Annotated in this window: 18 protein-coding genes; 5 read left to right on the top strand and 13 right to left on the bottom strand. The window is 71.5% G+C overall.

The genetic code is table 11. The features are described 5' to 3' along the window. The first annotated feature begins 99 nt into the window (after positions 1-99). Positions 100-369 carry an SDR family oxidoreductase gene (locus AB0K37_RS13055; RefSeq protein ID WP_363979272.1) on the top strand — a complete coding sequence of 90 codons (270 nt, stop codon included), beginning with the start codon at positions 100-102 and terminating at the stop codon, positions 367-369. A gap of 52 nt (positions 370-421) precedes the next feature. Here the strand turns inward: AB0K37_RS13055 and AB0K37_RS13050 are convergent, their stop codons facing one another. Then, entirely contained in the window at positions 422-1,132 is a 711-nt protein-coding gene (locus AB0K37_RS13050) for a hypothetical protein (RefSeq protein ID WP_363979269.1), read from the bottom strand. Positions 1,133-1,735: 603 nt separating this feature from the next. Between AB0K37_RS13050 and AB0K37_RS13045 the strand changes: the two genes are divergently transcribed. Both AB0K37_RS13045 and AB0K37_RS13040 read left to right on the top strand, forming a co-directional pair. Next, entirely contained in the window at positions 1,736-2,899 is a 1,164-nt protein-coding gene (locus tag AB0K37_RS13045) for a hypothetical protein (RefSeq protein ID WP_363979266.1), read from the top strand. 73 nt (positions 2,900-2,972) lie between these two features. Continuing rightward, positions 2,973-3,890, top strand: a complete 918-nt coding sequence (locus AB0K37_RS13040; protein WP_363979263.1) for an alpha/beta hydrolase — start codon at positions 2,973-2,975, stop codon at positions 3,888-3,890. Positions 3,891-4,078: 188 nt separating this feature from the next. Here the strand turns inward: AB0K37_RS13040 and AB0K37_RS13035 are convergent, their stop codons facing one another. The 11 genes from AB0K37_RS13035 to AB0K37_RS12985 form a co-directional block, all read right to left on the bottom strand. Next, a complete protein-coding gene (locus AB0K37_RS13035; protein ID WP_363979260.1) occupies positions 4,079-4,621 on the bottom strand; it encodes a DUF1707 domain-containing protein in 543 nt (180 codons plus the stop codon). Positions 4,622-4,684: 63 nt separating this feature from the next. Beyond that, positions 4,685-5,317, bottom strand: a complete 633-nt coding sequence (locus AB0K37_RS13030) for an acetate uptake transporter (RefSeq protein ID WP_363979257.1) — start codon at positions 5,315-5,317, stop codon at positions 4,685-4,687. A 346-nt stretch (positions 5,318-5,663) separates the two neighbouring features. Next, positions 5,664-6,527, bottom strand: a complete 864-nt coding sequence (locus AB0K37_RS13025) for an SDR family NAD(P)-dependent oxidoreductase (RefSeq protein WP_363979254.1) — start codon at positions 6,525-6,527, stop codon at positions 5,664-5,666. Continuing rightward, a complete protein-coding gene (locus tag AB0K37_RS13020) occupies positions 6,524-7,492 on the bottom strand; it encodes an alpha/beta hydrolase (protein ID WP_363979251.1) in 969 nt (322 codons plus the stop codon). Before AB0K37_RS13020 ends, AB0K37_RS13025 begins: the two co-directional genes overlap by 4 nt. 78 nt (positions 7,493-7,570) lie before the next feature. Further along, positions 7,571-8,899, bottom strand: coding sequence for a HAMP domain-containing sensor histidine kinase (locus AB0K37_RS13015; RefSeq protein ID WP_363979248.1), 1,329 nt, complete (start codon positions 8,897-8,899; stop codon positions 7,571-7,573). Beyond that, positions 8,896-9,579 carry a response regulator transcription factor gene (locus AB0K37_RS13010; RefSeq protein WP_363979245.1) on the bottom strand — a complete coding sequence of 228 codons (684 nt, stop codon included), beginning with the start codon at positions 9,577-9,579 and terminating at the stop codon, positions 8,896-8,898. The genes AB0K37_RS13015 and AB0K37_RS13010 overlap by 4 nt, the downstream gene beginning before the upstream one ends. 80 nt (positions 9,580-9,659) lie before the next feature. Further along, positions 9,660-10,127 carry a DUF5666 domain-containing protein gene (locus AB0K37_RS13005; protein ID WP_363979242.1) on the bottom strand — a complete coding sequence of 156 codons (468 nt, stop codon included), beginning with the start codon at positions 10,125-10,127 and terminating at the stop codon, positions 9,660-9,662. Between the two features lie 182 nt (positions 10,128-10,309). After that, the gene (locus AB0K37_RS13000) at positions 10,310-10,498 is read right to left on the bottom strand and encodes a hypothetical protein (RefSeq protein ID WP_363979239.1); all 189 of its coding nucleotides are present in this window, start codon (positions 10,496-10,498) and stop codon (positions 10,310-10,312) included. Between the two features lie 297 nt (positions 10,499-10,795). After that, complete coding sequence (locus AB0K37_RS12995) at positions 10,796-11,260, bottom strand: hypothetical protein (RefSeq protein ID WP_363979236.1); 465 nt, start codon at positions 11,258-11,260, stop codon at positions 10,796-10,798. A 102-nt stretch (positions 11,261-11,362) separates the two neighbouring features. Further along, positions 11,363-13,189, bottom strand: a complete 1,827-nt coding sequence (gene recQ / locus AB0K37_RS12990; RefSeq protein ID WP_363979233.1) for a DNA helicase RecQ — start codon at positions 13,187-13,189, stop codon at positions 11,363-11,365. A gap of 44 nt (positions 13,190-13,233) precedes the next feature. Then, on the bottom strand, positions 13,234-13,896 hold the full coding sequence (locus tag AB0K37_RS12985; protein WP_363979230.1) for an HAD family phosphatase: 663 nt from the start codon (positions 13,894-13,896) through the stop codon (positions 13,234-13,236). A gap of 190 nt (positions 13,897-14,086) precedes the next feature. Here AB0K37_RS12985 and AB0K37_RS12980 point away from each other — a divergent pair, with 190 nt between their 5' ends. Continuing rightward, positions 14,087-14,533 (top strand): hypothetical protein, encoded by a 447-nt coding sequence (locus AB0K37_RS12980; RefSeq protein ID WP_363979228.1) that lies wholly within the window; start codon positions 14,087-14,089, stop codon positions 14,531-14,533. Positions 14,534-14,635: 102 nt separating this feature from the next. After that, entirely contained in the window at positions 14,636-15,019 is a 384-nt protein-coding gene (locus tag AB0K37_RS12975) for a phage holin family protein (RefSeq protein WP_363979225.1), read from the top strand. On the opposite strand, the gene AB0K37_RS12970 is transcribed toward AB0K37_RS12975, so the two are convergent. Continuing rightward, the coding region (locus tag AB0K37_RS12970) for a hypothetical protein (protein WP_363979222.1) at positions 15,016-15,564 on the bottom strand (549 nt) is incomplete at its 5' end. The two genes, AB0K37_RS12975 and AB0K37_RS12970, sit on opposite strands and share 4 nt — an antisense overlap.

Raw genomic sequence — 15,564 nt, 5'->3', positions numbered from 1 at the left:
TACTGCGCCTTCGTTCGCGGAATCGTCCGTACCGGCGGTCCACCCTCAAGCTGTTGATCATCACTGTCCGACCGGGGGCGTTCGCTGCAACCGGTCAGGTTGAGAGCCTGGTCCGCTCGCCCGCGGACGCCGCCGCGTTCGGGTGAACGCGATCGTGCCGCGCCGATCGACACCGAGGGGCTGCGCGGCTTGGCACCCGACGCCGCCTCGGCCGACGGGCTCGTCCGGCAGTTGGGCAGTGCTCTTCCGCTCGGCCGGGCCGGTCGTCCCGAGGAGGTCGCCGGTGCCGTGCTCTTCCTCGCCTCTGGCCAGGGCAGTTTCGTCACCGGCAGCGAGCTGTTCGTCGATGGCGGTGACGGGCAACAGTAGTCCGCGCGCAACCGGCCCGAAGCGGGCTACGGCGCTCACCGGGCCAAGGCGGTCAGCGGCCTAGTGCTCGCCGGAGGGTGAGGTTGTGGCGGGTTCTGAGGCGGCGGAGTTCCCAGAGGCTCACCATCGTGACCGACAGCGGGCCGCCGAAGATCACCGCGAGCCGCACCGGTACCGGGAGGCTGTCGTAGTCGTGGGAGAACAGGTCCATGATCGCGAGTTCCCAGACCAGCACGGTCGCGATGATCGGCGGCAGGACCTCGTGGATGTCGGCGGTCCGGAACACGTGCACCAGTGCGACGGCGGCGCCGCAGAACACGAACACGATCGCCCAGAGCGCCACGAGGGCGATGATGATCATGACGAGGAGCTTCGCGTAGACGGCCGGGGACGGCTGCTCGTCGTCCCCGATGAGGCCGCCTTCCGGCATCACGGAGGTGAGCACGACGAAGAACAGCACCGTGCCGCCCAGAGCCAGCAGCGACCCGAGCGGCTTCAGCGTCCGCCGCAGGTAGAGGGCCCGGATGTGCGGACGGCTTCCGAGGATGAACGCGCCGACGACGACCGGGAACGTGGCGGGCAGCAGGGTCGCGGACATCACGATCTGGTCGGCCCGCTGGTAGGCCAGGGACTGGGCGTCCGAGGCGACGCGGTACGACACGGTGATCCACGCCACCGCGATGAGGCCGACCACCGCGCGCAGGACCTGGACCTTCCGCACCGCCGGATCGTCCACCCGGTCCGGCCGCGTCGGCCTGGCCACCTGGCGTCCGGCGATGACCGGGTTGAGCAGGCGGAACAGCCGACGCCTGCGCGACGGCGGCCGGGGCGGTCCGGGCGGCGGTCCCCAGCCCGGTTGGGGGCCGCCCCCGTACTGCCAGGGGCCCGGCGGCACCCCGCGGCCCGGCGGTTGCGGCGGCCACGCGGGGGGTTGCGGTCCACCGCCGTACGGTCCCCAGGGGCCTTGTCCAGCACTCATCGACGTCCCCGCATTGGTGAGGATACGGCCGGACGCTCATCGTCATCGGGTGAGAACACATAGCAAGGCCTGAAATGTACCCATTTGCGATGGCTTTGTCCGGAGGTGCGGGATCGGCTGCTGCGGCGCCCCCCGCCCCTCAGCCCATGTGACACCGCCGGAGAGGAAAATGTTCGCGCGACTGCTCTTGCTGATCCTGACCGTGAGGGACCCGTCGATGCCGTTCCGCCAGCGCCGTTATTAATCGGCGGCCGGCAGGGTTCCGTCGACCGCGCGATCGGCGAGACGGAGAACTCGACCAGGGATAGTTTCGGAGCCGACGCCAAGGGCGGCAGGTTGCCGCCGCCTGTGCCGGAGCCGGGCGTGACGCTGTGCTGGGAGCGATTCGTGGAGCTGCGCGACGAGATCGAGACGGTCTTGCGAGGCTGGCACGCCTACGAGGCAGACCGCGGGACGGTGGCCGTCATCGACTTCGATTGCGCGCCCACCTCCGCGCCTGTCGAGCCTGCGACCAGCCGTCTTGCGGTCTACCGGGCTCTGGCCGACCTGCGTGCCCGCGCCATCGAGGCCGGTGCCGACCGGCTCACCGCACGACTGACCGCCGATCTCGCCTATCTCGGCGCCCTGCTGGGGGAGCATCCGCCGCTGAGCGACTATGTGCGGGCCACTCAAGGGTGCGTTGCCGCCGGGTGGCGGGACGACTACGTCGCCTACCGCGGTGACCAGGCCCGCCAGGCACTCGACGCCGTCGGGGTCGGGTGGGGCTCGGAAACCGTCCGGGAGTTGAGGGCGGTCGAGGGGCCGATCGAGGCCGGCGAGGCGCCGGACGCGATCAGGCAGGCCGCCGCGGACTACGAGACCGCCGTCCGCCGGGCCACCGGTAGCCTGGCGCCGTTCAACCTCACCATCGAGACCGCCGAGGTGGACGCCTACTGGGCGTACTGGCTGGACGGTTCCGGGGACGACGTCCGGCTGCGCCTCAACCTCCGCCGCGCCGGCTTCACCAAGGTCGCCGCCCGCCAGTTCGCTCTGCACGAGGTCCTCGGCCACGGCCTCCAGAGCGCGAGTTGGACGGCCCGAGCCGCTGCCCAGGAAGTCCCTTGGGTGCGTCTGATGTCAGTGCACGCGCCGCAACAGGTGCTGCTCGAAGGGCTCGCGCAAGCGCTCCCCCTGTTCATCGCCCCCGACGACGAGCTGATGGTCGCCCGCACCAAGTTCGACCACTACAACCAGCTTGTACGCGCCGAGCTGCACCTTGCCCTCAACCGGGGTGCCGGCATCGGCGAACTGGCCGAGCGCGCCCGTTCGCGCATGCCCTGGACGACCGAGGCCGCGATCGCCGACGTCCTTGCTGACAGGGGAGCCAACCCCCAACTCCGCTCATACCTGTGGGCCTATCCCGCCGGAATCGACTGGTTCGTCAACCTCGCCCAGGCAGACCAGGCCATCGGAACGGACGTCCTCCACGCCGCCTATCGAGACCCGTTGACGCCCACGGAGCTCGCAGCGCTCTGGCCGGCAGGCCCCACCATCGGCGGCCAGGGCACCTGACTCTGGCGGCCGACTCGGTGCGCTGACGCTTAGCAGACGGTTCTGAACCGGCCCGGGGTCCTAGCCTGAGGGCATGCCGGGCGAATGGCGTGTGCGCGAGGTCAGGTTCGGAGCCGAGGGCGTCACATTGGCCGGCCTGCTCGGGGTTCCGGGCGGGGAAGCAGTGGCGGGCGTGGTCCTTGTCGGGGGTTCGGGGCCGTCCGACCGGGACAACGACGGCTACTTTCGCTCGATCCGCCAGTATCTGCTGGAGGCCGGGGTCGCGGTCCTGAGCTACGACAAGCGCGGGGTGGGGCGGTCGTCGGGCCGGTGGTGCGCGGCGACGATGGACGACCTGGCGTCCGACGCGCTGGCGGCGCTGGGCTTTCTGCGCGCCCAGCCGGAGGTGCCGGACGAGGCCGCCGGGTTGTTCGGTCATAGTGAGGGCGGCTGGGTGGCCTTGCGCGCGGCCGCCCGGGGCGCGCCGTCCTGGGTCATCACCAACAGCTGCCCTGGCGTCACCCCGGCTGAACAGGAACGTTATGCGCTGACCACCGCTGCCAGAGCGTCCGGCTCGCATGAGCGTGACGTGGACTCCGTCGTGGCGCTCTACGACCGGCTGGTGGAAGCGGGCCGGCGTGGTGTCGGCTTCGCCGAGGCCACTCGGATCGTCACCGAGGCAGGGCCCCCGGGGGCCCTGGCCGCCTTCTGGTCCGATGTCGACGCCGATGGCTGGGAGTTCCTCAAGCGGAAGCAGGATCACGATCCCCTGCCCGACGCGCTTCGGTTGCGCTGCCCGCACCTGGCGATCTTCGGCGGTGCCGACGAGCTCGTTCCCGTCGCCGACAGCATCCGGCTGTTCAGCGACGCCGCGTGTGACCTCGACCGCGATCATCGGGCGTCGCTGACCGTGCAGGTCTTCCCAGGAGCCGACCATCGGGTGCGGCGGGACGGTGTGCTCGCCCCGGGCTACCTTCCGACCCTCACGAAGTGGATCCACGCCCTGGGCTAGCTCGGGGTCCTTGCCCGCATCGGTGAGCGCGTACGGGCGGCGTCTGCCCGACGGGGCGTCGACCTGGGCGAGAAGGTCGTGGGCGGTGAGCTTGCGGAGCCGGTCGCTGAGGATGTTGCGGGCGATGCGGTGCGCTGCTGGAAGTCGGTGAACGAGCGGGCGCGGACGGTCGCGAGGTCGCAGACGCGCTAGCGGCGAGCGTGGCGGATCTTCAGGCGGCCGAGGCCCATGGTGCCGGTGATCCGGATCTGGGGGCCGCCGGGCCGGGTGGGACGGCGGGGCGTGTAGCGCGCGTCCTTCAGCCCGGTGTGCAGACCCTCGATGTCGACGACCGCGTCGCGGGGGACGATGATCTTGGCCTGGCCGGTGCCGACCTGCAGTTCGATGGCGACGACCGGATGCTCGATGATCGCCTTGGACAGGTCCAGCCGCACCCTTCCGAAGGCCGACTCGACCTTGAGGGAGCGCGGTACGCGCCAGGCGCCGCGGCGCTTGATCCGCCCGGTGGCGGCGCCGATCGTGGACATGGTGCCCGTGTCCTCGTCCGGGAGCGCGGCCAGGGGCGCCGCGAGGTCGCCGTGGGTCCTGGCGGTGAGGACTTGGTCCAGGCGCTCGTCCATCTCCTCGTGCGTGAGGTGCCCCGTGGCGTAGGCGTCTCGCAGGCGCTGCGCGGCGGTGTCGCGGTCATCGTCGCCGACGAGGCGCGCGAGGTCGTCCGGACGGGGGGTCACGAACCCCACTCTAGCGCCGTCCTCCGGCGGGGGCTTGAAGGGCGAGGCACACCCCGCCGGGAGTCAGCGCGGGTAGGGCCCGGAGCGGGAGGTCAGGGCCGTGAGGGGCTTGCCCACGCCGAGGAGGACGTGGCCCGTCATGCCGTTGATGATCCCCGCGGCGGAGGCGTACCAGGCGCAGACGGCGGTGAGGACGCCGAGGTAGCCGCCGATCTTGATCGTGGTCTCGCTGGTGGAGAAGTTCCCGATGAACAGGATGATCTCCGTGGCCTCCAGGGCGACGAACACCGCCAGGACGGCCTGGTTGACCTGGGTCGCCCAGAGCATCATGTAGGTATTGAAGATTGCGAAGGCGAGAAAGATCCAGCCGAGGTCGTTGGCCTCCTGGGCGGGGGTCGCCTCACCGGCGATCAGGACGACGTACAGGCCCAGGCCGAGCCAGAAGCCGCCGTAGGACGAGAAGGCCGTCGAGCCGAACACGTTGCGATTGCGGAACTCCCACATGCCGGCCAGGATCTGGACGACGCCGCCGTAGGCGAGGGCGTAGCCCAGCCAGGCGTCGGTGCCGTCGGTCCATCCGGCGTTCTTCACGGAAAAAAGGAACGTGGTCAGGGCGAAGGCCGCCAGCCCCAGGGGCGCCGGATCGGCGATCGCGGGCGGGGTCTGCGGGGTGGACTCTTGCTCGACGTGGGTCATGGTGCCTCCTCGCTGGAGTCCCATCGCCTGGTCTCGCGCGGTCTCGGCCGGACAGGGATGGACGAAGGAATGCGGACAACGGACGTCCGGACGTCCCGGATGGGACCGTTATCTCCTCGGCCCTGTTTCGGATCATAACTCCGCTTGCGCGCCAGGTCAGGTGCCCATTCGCGGGGCATTCCCGGCGTATCCGCATTAATCGCCACCACCGCGCGAAAGGGAGCGTCGCGGCGTCCCGCGATATGAAGAATGCTTTGCCTCTCGCGAGAGGCCGGCGAGCCGAATCGGAAAAGTCTCTTGAATCGCCGATTCGGCAGGGGGCGAGCCTTGGCGAAGGCGTTGCCGACTACTTGACGACGGCGGGGCTGAAGGTGGGCGGGTCGCCGAGGTGCCCGCGGTGGGAGCGGGGGCTGCTCCCGTCGACGTCCACCACGCCCAGTTCGGCGCCGAGCTCGGCCCCGATGTGGACCTGCCCGCTCCAGCGCATGAACTCGGGGTGCCGGGCGAGCGCGTCGATCACCCGTCCGCTGAACTCGGGGGACTCCGCCCCCGCGGCGAACGACTTGTACCGGTCGGGGACGCCCTCGAAAAGCGCCCTGTTCCGTTCGGTCTTCAGCAGACCCATCCACAGCGAGATGACGGCGACGTTGTAGGGCTGGAAGTCGACCGCCATATCGTGCGCCATCTTGTCGACGGCGGCCTTTCCGGCCCCGTAGGCCGGGCCGTGCATGTAACAGCGTCCTCCGAAGGAGGAAGTGTTGACGACGAGACCCGCGTTGTTCCTGACCAGCAGTGGGGCGGCGTAGTAACCGGCCACGTAGGCGGAGCGCATCCCCACGTCGAACATGCTTTGAAGCGCCAGCGGCTTCTCCCAGAACGGCCCTTCCCGGGTGAGGCCGTCCGGGATCGTGAAGGCGTTGTTGACGAGGATGTCCAGCCTGCCGCGCTCGCGCTCCACCCGCTTGAACAGATCCGCGACCTGCGCGTCGTCGGAGTGGTCGCAGATGACGGGCACGCCGGTGCCGCCTCGGGCGTCGATCTCCTCGGCCGTGGCGGCGACCGTGCCGGGGAGGTCGGCGTCGCCTTCGGAACGCGTCCGGCCCGTCACGTACACCGTCGCGCCGGTCGCGCCGAGGGCGAGCGCGATGCCCTTCCCGGCCCCGCGGCTGGCGCCGGTGACCACGACGACCCGGTCTTCGGTAAGGCTCACCTGTCGCTCCCCGCGAGGAATCCGAGCATCGCCGCCGTGGTCTCGGCGGGCCTCTCCATCTGCATCATGTGGCCGGCCTGCTTGATCATCTGGACACCGCGGACGTCGGCGTGGTGGTCGCCGAGCCTGCCCAGGGGATCGTCGCCGTGCCAGCCCTCAAGGTCGGCGTCCTGCTCGCTGCCGATGAAGTAGTACGGGACGAGGTTCTTCCGGTCGCCGTACGACTTGCGGTACTCCCAGGAAAGGTCCATGGCCCGGTACCAGTTGAGCCCGCCGGTGAAGCCGCTGCGGCTGTAGGCGTCGACGTAGAACTCCAGTTCCGGCTCGGTCAGCCACGTCCACGGGAGCGGCGGTGTCTCGGGGAGGGCGTCGATATAGGACGTGCCCGGAGGCTGCCGCCAGACGTCGAGGTAGTGGTAGTCGCTGGAGAGCGCGTAGAAGACCTTGCGCAGGAACTCGCGGGGCGCGGCGGCGAGGTCGCGGTCGGCGACGCCCGGCTCGGCGAAGTAGTGGATGTGGTTGAAGTGCCGCTCGGCCTGGCGGGCGGCGAGCGTCAGGGGCGACTCGCGGCTCGGGGTGAAGAACGGGTTCTCCAGGGCGATGATCGCGGCGACGCGGTCCGGGTGGTGGTGGGCGAGGTCGTAGGCGGCGAAGAGGCCGAAGTCCAGGCCGCTGAACACGGCCTTCTCCTCCCCGAGGTGGTCGAGGAGGCCGGTGAGGTCGCCGACGATCCGGTCGACGCCGTACTCGCGGTGGTCCCGGGGGCCGCTGGTGTGCCCCATACCGCGCATGTCGGGCGCGACGACGCGGAACCCCGCGTCGGCGATCGGCCCGATCTGGTGGCGCCAGCTGAACCAGAGGTGCGGGAAGCCGTGCAGGAGGACGACGAGCGGCCCCTCGCCCTGCTCCACGTAGTGGACGTCCAGGCCGTTGATTCGCGCGTACCGATGACTCCAGCCCGCCATGCCGCGGTTCCTTCGCTTCGGGGAGCCGACCTTCGGACTGTGCAGGACGACGCTCCCGGCGGCACCGGAATGTCCCGCTCAGTGGGAATCGAGCGTGATGCGGACGATCGTCCCCTTGGACGGTTCGGACAGCAGCTCGGCCCGTCCGCCGTGGGCGGCGGCGATGGCGGCGACGATGGGAAGGCCGAGGCCGGTGCCGCCCTGCGTGCCCCGGTGGAAGCGTTCGAAGGCACGGGCGGCGTCCTCCGGGGCCATGCCCGGCCCCTCGTCCGCCACCTCGATCAGGCCCGGCGCCAGACGGACGGTCGCGGGCGTTCCGGGGGGCGTGTGGGCCCGCACGTTGGCCAGGAGGTTGGCGAAGACCTGGCGGATGCGGGCCTCGTCGACGGTCGCGGTCAGAGTGTCGGGGGCGTCCAGCACGATGGGACGGTCGGGGGAGGCCGCGGTCGCGTCGGCCACGGCGTCCCGGGCGAGGGCGACGAGATCGGTGCGGACGGGGTGCAGGGACGCCTCGCGGTCGAGGCGGGCGAGTTCGAGGAGGTCGGTGACGAGGCTGTTCATCCGGCGGGCCTCCTCCTCGATGCGGCGCATCGCGTCGGGCAGCTCGTCCGGCCCGAGCGCGCCGTGCCGGTAGAGCTCCGCGTAGCCCTGGACGGTCGTGAGCGGCGTGCGCAGCTCGTGGGACGCGTCCGCGGCGAACTCGCGGACGCGGGCCTCCGAGCGGCTGCGCGCCCAGAACGCCTGCTCGATCCGCTCCAGCATCACGTTGATGGCGGACGCGAGGCGGGCCGCCTCGGTGCGCTGCCCGGGGCCGGGCATGCGGGCGCGCAGGTCGCCGCCCGCGGTGATGGCGTGCGCCGTGGCGGCCATCCGGTCCAGCGGCAGCAGGCCGCGCCGGATGAGCCACCGGCCGAGCACGAGCAGGGCGGCGAGCAGCAGGGCGGCCGTCGCGACCTCGGACAGCACGAGGTTGCGGACGGCCGCGTGGATCTCGGTGAGGGGGGCCGCCACGACGACGACGCCCTTCCCCCACGGGCGCGCCACCGCGCGCAGCCCGGGAAGGGAGAACGCTTCCATGTCGCGCGCGCGGGCGGCCAGCTCGTCCCGTCCCAGCCGCCCCACCTCGCGGACGGCCTGCTCGGGCGCGGGGGCGTCGCCGCTGAGGACGCGGACCCGCCCCGCCGGGCCGACGGCCAGCACCACGAACTGCGCGGGCGCGACGCCCTGCTCGGGCAGGCCGGGGCGCAGGAGCCGGGCCACGGCGCGGTCGCGGGTGGCCTGGAGCTGGCCGTCCACGCGGTGCATCAGGTACCCGTTCAGGACGAGCGCGCTGACCAGGCCCATGATCGCTAGCCCGGCGGAGGTGACCGCGAGCAGGCCGGTGAGGAGCCGGGCGTTGAGCGTCATGGCCGCAGCGCGTAACCCACCCCGCGCTGGGTGTGGATGAGCGGGGTGCCGAGCGGGTCCAGCTTGCGGCGCAGGTAGCTGATGTAGGTCTCGACGACCTGCGGGTTGCCGTGGTCCCAGCCCCACACGCCGTCGAGGAGCTGGGCGCGAGAGAGCACCATGCCCGCGTTGCGCATCAGGTAGGCGAGCAGCCGGAACTCGGTCGGGGACAGCTCGACGGGGACGCCGCCGCGCCGCACCGTCCAGTGCGCCTCGTCGAGTTCGAGGTCGGCGACGCGCAGCACGGGCCCGCTGGACGGCTCCGGTGGGGCCGCCCGGCGCAGGACGGCCCGCACCCGGGCGATCAGCGCATCGATCGAGAAGGGCTTGGTGACATAGTCGTCACCGCCGAGCGTGAGGCCGGTGACGGTGTCGGACGGCGTGTCCCGCGCGGTCAGGAAGATCACCGGGACCTGGTCGCCGTCCGCGCGCAGCCGCCGGCACACCTCGAAGCCGTCGAGGTCGGGCAGCATGACGTCCAGCAGGACGAGGTCGGGCCGCGCCTCGCGGACGGTCCCGAGCGCCTCCTCGCCCGTGCCGGCGGTGGCGGTCGCGAAGCCGTGGAAGCGCAGCGCGACCTCGATGAGGTCACGGATGTTGGCCTCGTCGTCCACGACGAGGACCCGCCGGGTCTCGCTCATCGGCTCCCGCTGCTCGCTCCCTCGCCGGCCTCACGCCCGCACATCGGACTCACCCGCCCGAAACTACCCGCGCCGGTGGACTAGCGGTGCTGGGGGACGCGGATCAGGCGCGCCGTCCGGGTGCCGCCGGAGCGCTCTCCCGCGACGAGCACCTGGTCGCCGCCGGTCAGGCCCTTGAGGGACGACTTCCCGCCGTTCTTGCGCACGTGGGTCTTGCCGTCGGCCGTCCACGTCCAGGAGACGCCGTCGTCGCTGCGGACGGTCACCCCCGTCGCCGAGACGGCTGTGATCTTGCCGCGCTGCCAGGTGGCGAGGTGGAATCCGTCCTTGCGCTTGACGGTGGCCTCACCGTGGACGCCGCGCAGCGCACGCGCCCGGCGCAGCGGGTGCTCCTTTCCGGGGTGGCCCTGGCCCGCGTGGGCCGTGGGCGAGGGCGCGGGGTCGTCGGCGAAGGCGGGGACGGAGAAGTAGAGCCCGAGCCCGAGGAGCCCGGCGGCCCCGGCCCCGGCCCCGGCCCCGGCCGCGATCGTCTTCCGGTTGTTTCCCATGCCGGACATGTAAGCGGGCGCGTCTGGCAGAAGCCCACACGGAACCCTGGGAGAACCCTGAGAGTTCCCCGAACCCCCGCCCAGCCGCGAGGCGTATCGGGAGCCCCGCTCCGAGCCTTCACCGAACGGGTCGGCCCGTCCACCCCAAGGACCAACGTCAGCTGATGCCGAGACGAGTCCAGCTAGTGCCGGGACCGCTCCAGTTGGTACAGGTACAGGTCCAACTGGTGCCGGGACAGGTCTGCCTCGCCCCGAGACTGCTCGATCTGGTGGTGGGACGAGTCCCGCTGGTGGCAACCCGGGTCCAGCTTGTGCCAGGGCCACTCCGTCTGGTCTCGATACAGGTCCAGCTTGTGCCGGGACCGGTCCATCTGGCTGTGGGACGAGTTCCGCTGGCGGCGGCCCGGGTCCAGCTTGTGCCGGGACGGCTCGAGCTGGTGGCGGCACAGGTCCAGCTTGTGCCGGGGCGGGTCTGGCTTGGGGCGGGACTGGTCCAGCTTGTGCTGGTGGGTGAGGGGGACGAGCTGTGGTGGGTGGGGTGGGTCAATTCGGCGGGTTCTTGGCCGTTGGTGCGGGTCGGCTGAGCGGGGGGCGGTGTCTTGTGGCCTTGGGGGCTTTGGTGGACGCCCTGGGTGCCCCTTCGTGAGTGAAGGTGCCGGGCGGTCGGGTCAGCGGGTGGCACGGGCTTGGACCGTGGTGGTGTGTGCGGGGCGTCCGGCTTCTAGGCGGAAGCGGACGATGCCGGCGCGCCTGAACGTGAGGGAGGCGGTGGAATGCCAGTGCCAGTCGCACGGCCGGACGCCGGTGTCGCGGAGGATCTGCCCGTTCTCCCTGATGATCTGCAGCCGCATCGTGCCGCCGTCCCTGTTGTTCCAGCAGATGAATCGGCCCTGGAGCCGTCCCCTGGCGATGAAGGGCTGGGACACCCATCGGTGTGCGTGGGCGTTGAAGTAGCTCGCAGAGATCTTGGCCCGCCACTTCACGCTCCATGCGGCGGGCGCGGCTTGTTCCGTGGAGGCGGCCCTGTCGGGGGACGCCGCCGGAGCGGCGGCGTGCGCCGTGGTCGGTAGGCCGGGGGAGAGCGACGCGACGGCGAGCGCACCGCCGAAGGCGATCTTGGTTATTCGTGGCATGTGCATATGGTAATTGAATGGTAACGCAGAGTAAAGGCGAGTCGATTGCCTCGGCGGCGACACGGCAGTGTGGCCGCTGTGCCGCCTGGTGCCCTCTGGGGGCTACTCGGTGGCGAGGGTTTCGAGGACCTGGTCGCCGTACTTGGCGAGTTTGTTCTCGCCCACGCCGTTGACGCGGCCCAGCTCGGCCAGGGAGGTGGGGCGGGCGGTGGCGATCTCGCGGAGGGTCGCGTCGTGGAAGATGACGTAGGCGGGGACGCCCTGCTCCTTGGCCGTCGCGCCGCGCCAGGCGCGGAGGCGCTCGAAGATCGGCATCGCCTCGGCGGGGAGCTCGACCTGCGCCTTGGCCGTCTTCGCGGTCTTCGCGGCCTTGGCGACGGGGCGTTCGGCCTCGCGGCGCATCATCACCTTGCGCTCGCCGCGCAGCACGCCGGCGCTCTCGTCGGTCAGGACGAGCGTGCCGTGGTTGCTCTCCACCGCGATCAGGCCCTGCGCGAGGAGCTGGCGGACGACACCGCGCCACTCGACATCGCGCAGCTCGGTCCCGATGCCGAAGACCTTCAGCGAGTCGTGGTCGAACTGGATGACCTTCGCGTTCTTCTTGCCGAGGAGGATGTCGACGATGTGGCCGGCGCCGAACTTCTGGCGCCGCTCGCGGTCGAGCCGGACCACGGTCGACAGGACCTTCTGGGCGGGGACGGTCGCGTCCCACGTCTCGGGCGGCGTGAGGCAGGTGTCGCAGTTGCCGCAGGGCTCGCCGGACTGGCCGAAGTAGTTCAGCAGCTGGACGCGGCGGCATTCGACCGTCTCGCAGAGGGCGAGCATGGAGTCGAGGTGCATGCCCTGGCGGCGGCGGTGCGCGGCGTCGCCCTCGCCACCGTCGATCATCTTGCGGAGGTTGACGACGTCCTGGAGGCCGTAGGCGAGCCAGGCGGTGGACGGGAGGCCGTCGCGTCCGGCGCGGCCCGTCTCCTGGTAGTAGCCCTCGACGGACTTGGGGAGGTCGAGGTGCGCGACGAAGCGGACGTCGGGCTTGTCGATGCCCATGCCGAACGCGATGGTCGCGACCATGACGAGGCCGTCCTCGCGGAGGAAGCGCGCCTGGTTCGCGGCGCGGATCTCGGCGTCGAGGCCGGCGTGGTAGGGGAGGGCCTCGATGCCGTTCTCGGTCAGGAACGCCGCGTGCTTCTCGACCGAGTTGCGGGACAGGCAGTAGACGATGCCCGCGTCGCCCTTGTGCTCGTTCTGGAGGAGGCGCAGCAGCTGGCGTTTGGCGTCGGTCTTCGGCTCGATCCGGTACTGGATGTTGGGACGGTCGAAGCTCGCCACGAAATGGCGGGCCTGCTCGAGCCGGAGGCGGGAGGCGATCTCGCCGCGGGTGGCCTCGGTGGCGGTCGCGGTCAGCGCGATGCGGGGGATGTCGGGCCAGCGTTCGTGCAGGCCGGACAGCGTCAGGTAGTCGGGGCGGAAGTCGTGCCCCCACTGCGACACGCAGTGCGCCTCGTCGATCGCGAACAGGGAGACGTCGCCCCGGTCGAGCAGGTCGACGGTCGCGGCGAGCTTCAGCCGCTCGGGCGCCAGGTAGAGCAGGTCGAGCTCGCCCGCAACGAACTGGGCCTCGACCACGCGGCGCTCGTCGAAGTCCTGGGTGGAGTTGAGGAAGCCGGCGCGGACGCCGAGGGCGCGCAGCGCGTCGACCTGGTCCTGCATGAGGGCGATGAGGGGGGAGACGACGACGCCGGTGCCCTTCCGGACGAGCGCCGGGATCTGGTAGCACAGCGATTTGCCGCCGCCCGTCGGCATCAGGACGAGGGCGTCCCCGCCGGCGACCACATGCTCGATGATCTCCCGCTGGCCGTCCCGGAACGCGTCGTAGCCGAACACGCGCCGCAGGGTGTCGAGGGTCTCCGGGGTCTCAGGGGAAGTCACCGGGCCATACTATGAACCGCCGCGGACACCCGTCCCCCGAACCTTCACCTGTGGACGACGGCCTCGGCGAGCTCAGGAGTCAGCTCGTCCAGACCGCCCGCGACGTGCGCGGCCAGGGCCAGCGCGTCGGCCGCCGGCGGGTGCGCCGGACGCGGAATCGCGATCACGGCCATCCCCGCCGCGTGCGCCGACCTCAGCCCGTTGCTGGAGTCCTCGACCGCGACGCAGTTCCGCGCCGTGACCTCCATCCGCGCCGCGACGGTGAGGTAGCCGTCCGGCGCGGGCTTGCCGTTCTCGACCTCCTCGGTCGACACGGTGGCGCGGAACAGGCCGTCCACCCCGAGGTGCCCGAGCACGAGGTCGATCAGGGCGCGCGGGGACGAGCTCGCGAGCCCCAGCGGGCGGTACCCGGCCATCCGGCGGACGGCGTCCTCGGCGCCGGGCAGCAGCGGCGGCCCGTCCGCGTACCGCTGCGACATCCGGTCGACCACCTCGTAGGCGACCTCCTCGGCCGTGACGCCGTCGACGAGGTCGGTGGCGATGTAGTCGGCCCACTCCTCGGTGCTCATGCCCATGAGCCGGTCCTGGGTGTCGGGCAGCCACCGCCCGCCGCGCTCGGCGACGTAGCCGCGCCGCACCTCCTCCCACACCGGCTCGGAGTCGATCAGGACGCCGTCCAGGTCGAAGACGATGGCCTGCACGGACATGGCCCCTCCACGGATCTCGTCGCGACGTCCCCTCACTACCCGCCGCGATCACATCGGAACCCGGCGCGATCGGTTCGGACGAATGCCTCTGACCAGGATTTATCCGGCGAAACCGACATGATCGACTTCGCGTCTGGCATGGTGGGGGGCCTCCGTCCCCCTCCGGAGTCACTGCAGAGGAGATCTGCCCATGGTGTTCCTCGGTTTTCTCCTGGTCGCGGCCGCCATCACGGTCGGCGCCGGTGTCGTCATGGACAACACCGGCCCGGCGGACCTCGTCGTCTTCGGCCAGGCCGTCCCGGGCCTGGAGAGCGAATGGCAGGTGTTCCTCTCCGGCGCGGGCGTCGCCCTCGTCTTCCTCAGCGGCATGGCGTTCGCCTTCAAGGGCGCCGCCCGCCGCATCCGCACCCGCCGCGATCTGCGCGACCTGCGTGAGGAGCACGAGGAGTCGCTGACCACGCTGGAGATGGAGAAGCGCCGCCTGGAGCGCGAACTGGCCCGCGTCCGGCAGAGCGCGCCCCGCCGGGACGCCGCGCCCCGCGAGCCCGCCGTGCAGGGCGCCCGCGTGGCGGGCCGGCGGTCCGACGCCCGCTCGCAGGCCGCCGCCACCTCCCCGTTCTTCGACCGCGCCGAGTAGGACGGCGCCGGACGGGTCATCCCCGGTGATGACCGGGGAATCCGACCGGGTGGTCTCGCAGTGGGATGACATCGCCGGGTCCCGGCCAGCATGATGCGTGGCGTGCGAATACTTCTCAAGGTCGGCGCCACCGCGGTCGCCCTGTGGGTCGCCACGGTCCTGATCGACGGCATCACGCTCGGCGACCAGACCACCTCCCGGCGGATCCTCACGCTGGTCGCGGTCGCCGTCATCTTCGGGCTGGTCAACGCCGTCCTCAAGCCGCTCATCAAGACCCTCGGCTGCGCCTTCTACGTCGTCACGCTGGGGCTCATCGGGCTCGTCGTGAACGCGCTGCTGCTCTGGCTGACGAGCGAGCTGGCGGAGGGCCTCGACCTGCCGTTCCACGTGACCGGGTTCTGGCCGGCCTTCTGGGGCGCGATCGTCGTCGGCGTCGTCGGCTGGCTGCTCCACCTGTTCCTCCCCGACGACGACGAGGAGGACTAGCCCGCCAGGCCGGGAGCGGCCGTCGAGGCACGCTCGAACGGGCTCAGCTCCAGCCGCCCGGCCGGCGAGCCCGCGTACTCGCGGTAGCCCGGCGGGCGCGTCCCGGCCGTCCCCACGAGGATCCAGCGGCGCGCCCGGACGGCCCCGATGAGGAACTCGCCGTCGGTCACCGTCCCCGCGTCGGCGACGATCAGCGCGTCGAACTCCTCGTCGCGGACGGTCAGCCCGGCGCCCGCCGGCGTCCCGACGACGAGGTCGGCGGTGCGGAGCAGGACCTCGCTCCCCGCCGCCCGGCCGCCCTCCAGGAAGCCGGTGAGCTCCTCGATCCGGGCCATCGCGCGGCGCTGGTGCGCGGGGACGGCGTCCGGGTCGTCGGCGGGGTCGGCGCCGCAGATCTCCAGGACGCTCTCCCGCGACCGCTTCTCGGCCGCCGCCACCGTCTCCAGCTCGGCCTCCCGCGCGGCGGTCTCCGCCGCGGCCTCCTCGGTGCGGCGCGCCAGCTCGGACGCGGTCTGCGCCGCGCGCGCCGTGGCGGCCTCCGCGTC

Source organism: Actinomadura sp. NPDC049753 (assembly GCF_040674655.1).
Lineage (GTDB): Bacteria > Actinomycetota > Actinomycetes > Streptosporangiales > Streptosporangiaceae > Spirillospora > Spirillospora verrucosospora.
The sequence above is the reverse complement of the archived record's forward strand: the minus strand, read 5'-3'. Positions and strand labels throughout refer to the sequence as shown.

Coding starts and splice junctions, on each gene's coding strand:
- AB0K37_RS13040 (WP_363979263.1), top strand. CDS start 2,973: ATGCCGGGCGAATGGCGTGTGCGCGAGGTCAGGTTCGGAGCCGAGGGC.
- AB0K37_RS13030 (WP_363979257.1), bottom strand. CDS start 5,317: ATGACCCACGTCGAGCAAGAGTCCACCCCGCAGACCCCGCCCGCGATC.
- AB0K37_RS13020 (WP_363979251.1), bottom strand. CDS start 7,492: ATGGCGGGCTGGAGTCATCGGTACGCGCGAATCAACGGCCTGGACGTC.
- AB0K37_RS13015 (WP_363979248.1), bottom strand. CDS start 8,899: ATGACGCTCAACGCCCGGCTCCTCACCGGCCTGCTCGCGGTCACCTCC.
- AB0K37_RS13010 (WP_363979245.1), bottom strand. CDS start 9,579: ATGAGCGAGACCCGGCGGGTCCTCGTCGTGGACGACGAGGCCAACATC.
- AB0K37_RS13005 (WP_363979242.1), bottom strand. CDS start 10,127: ATGGGAAACAACCGGAAGACGATCGCGGCCGGGGCCGGGGCCGGGGCC.
- AB0K37_RS13000 (WP_363979239.1), bottom strand. CDS start 10,498: ATGGACCGGTCCCGGCACAAGCTGGACCTGTATCGAGACCAGACGGAG.
- AB0K37_RS12995 (WP_363979236.1), bottom strand. CDS start 11,260: ATGCCACGAATAACCAAGATCGCCTTCGGCGGTGCGCTCGCCGTCGCG.
- AB0K37_RS12985 (WP_363979230.1), bottom strand. CDS start 13,896: ATGTCCGTGCAGGCCATCGTCTTCGACCTGGACGGCGTCCTGATCGAC.
- AB0K37_RS12980 (WP_363979228.1), top strand. CDS start 14,087: ATGGTGTTCCTCGGTTTTCTCCTGGTCGCGGCCGCCATCACGGTCGGC.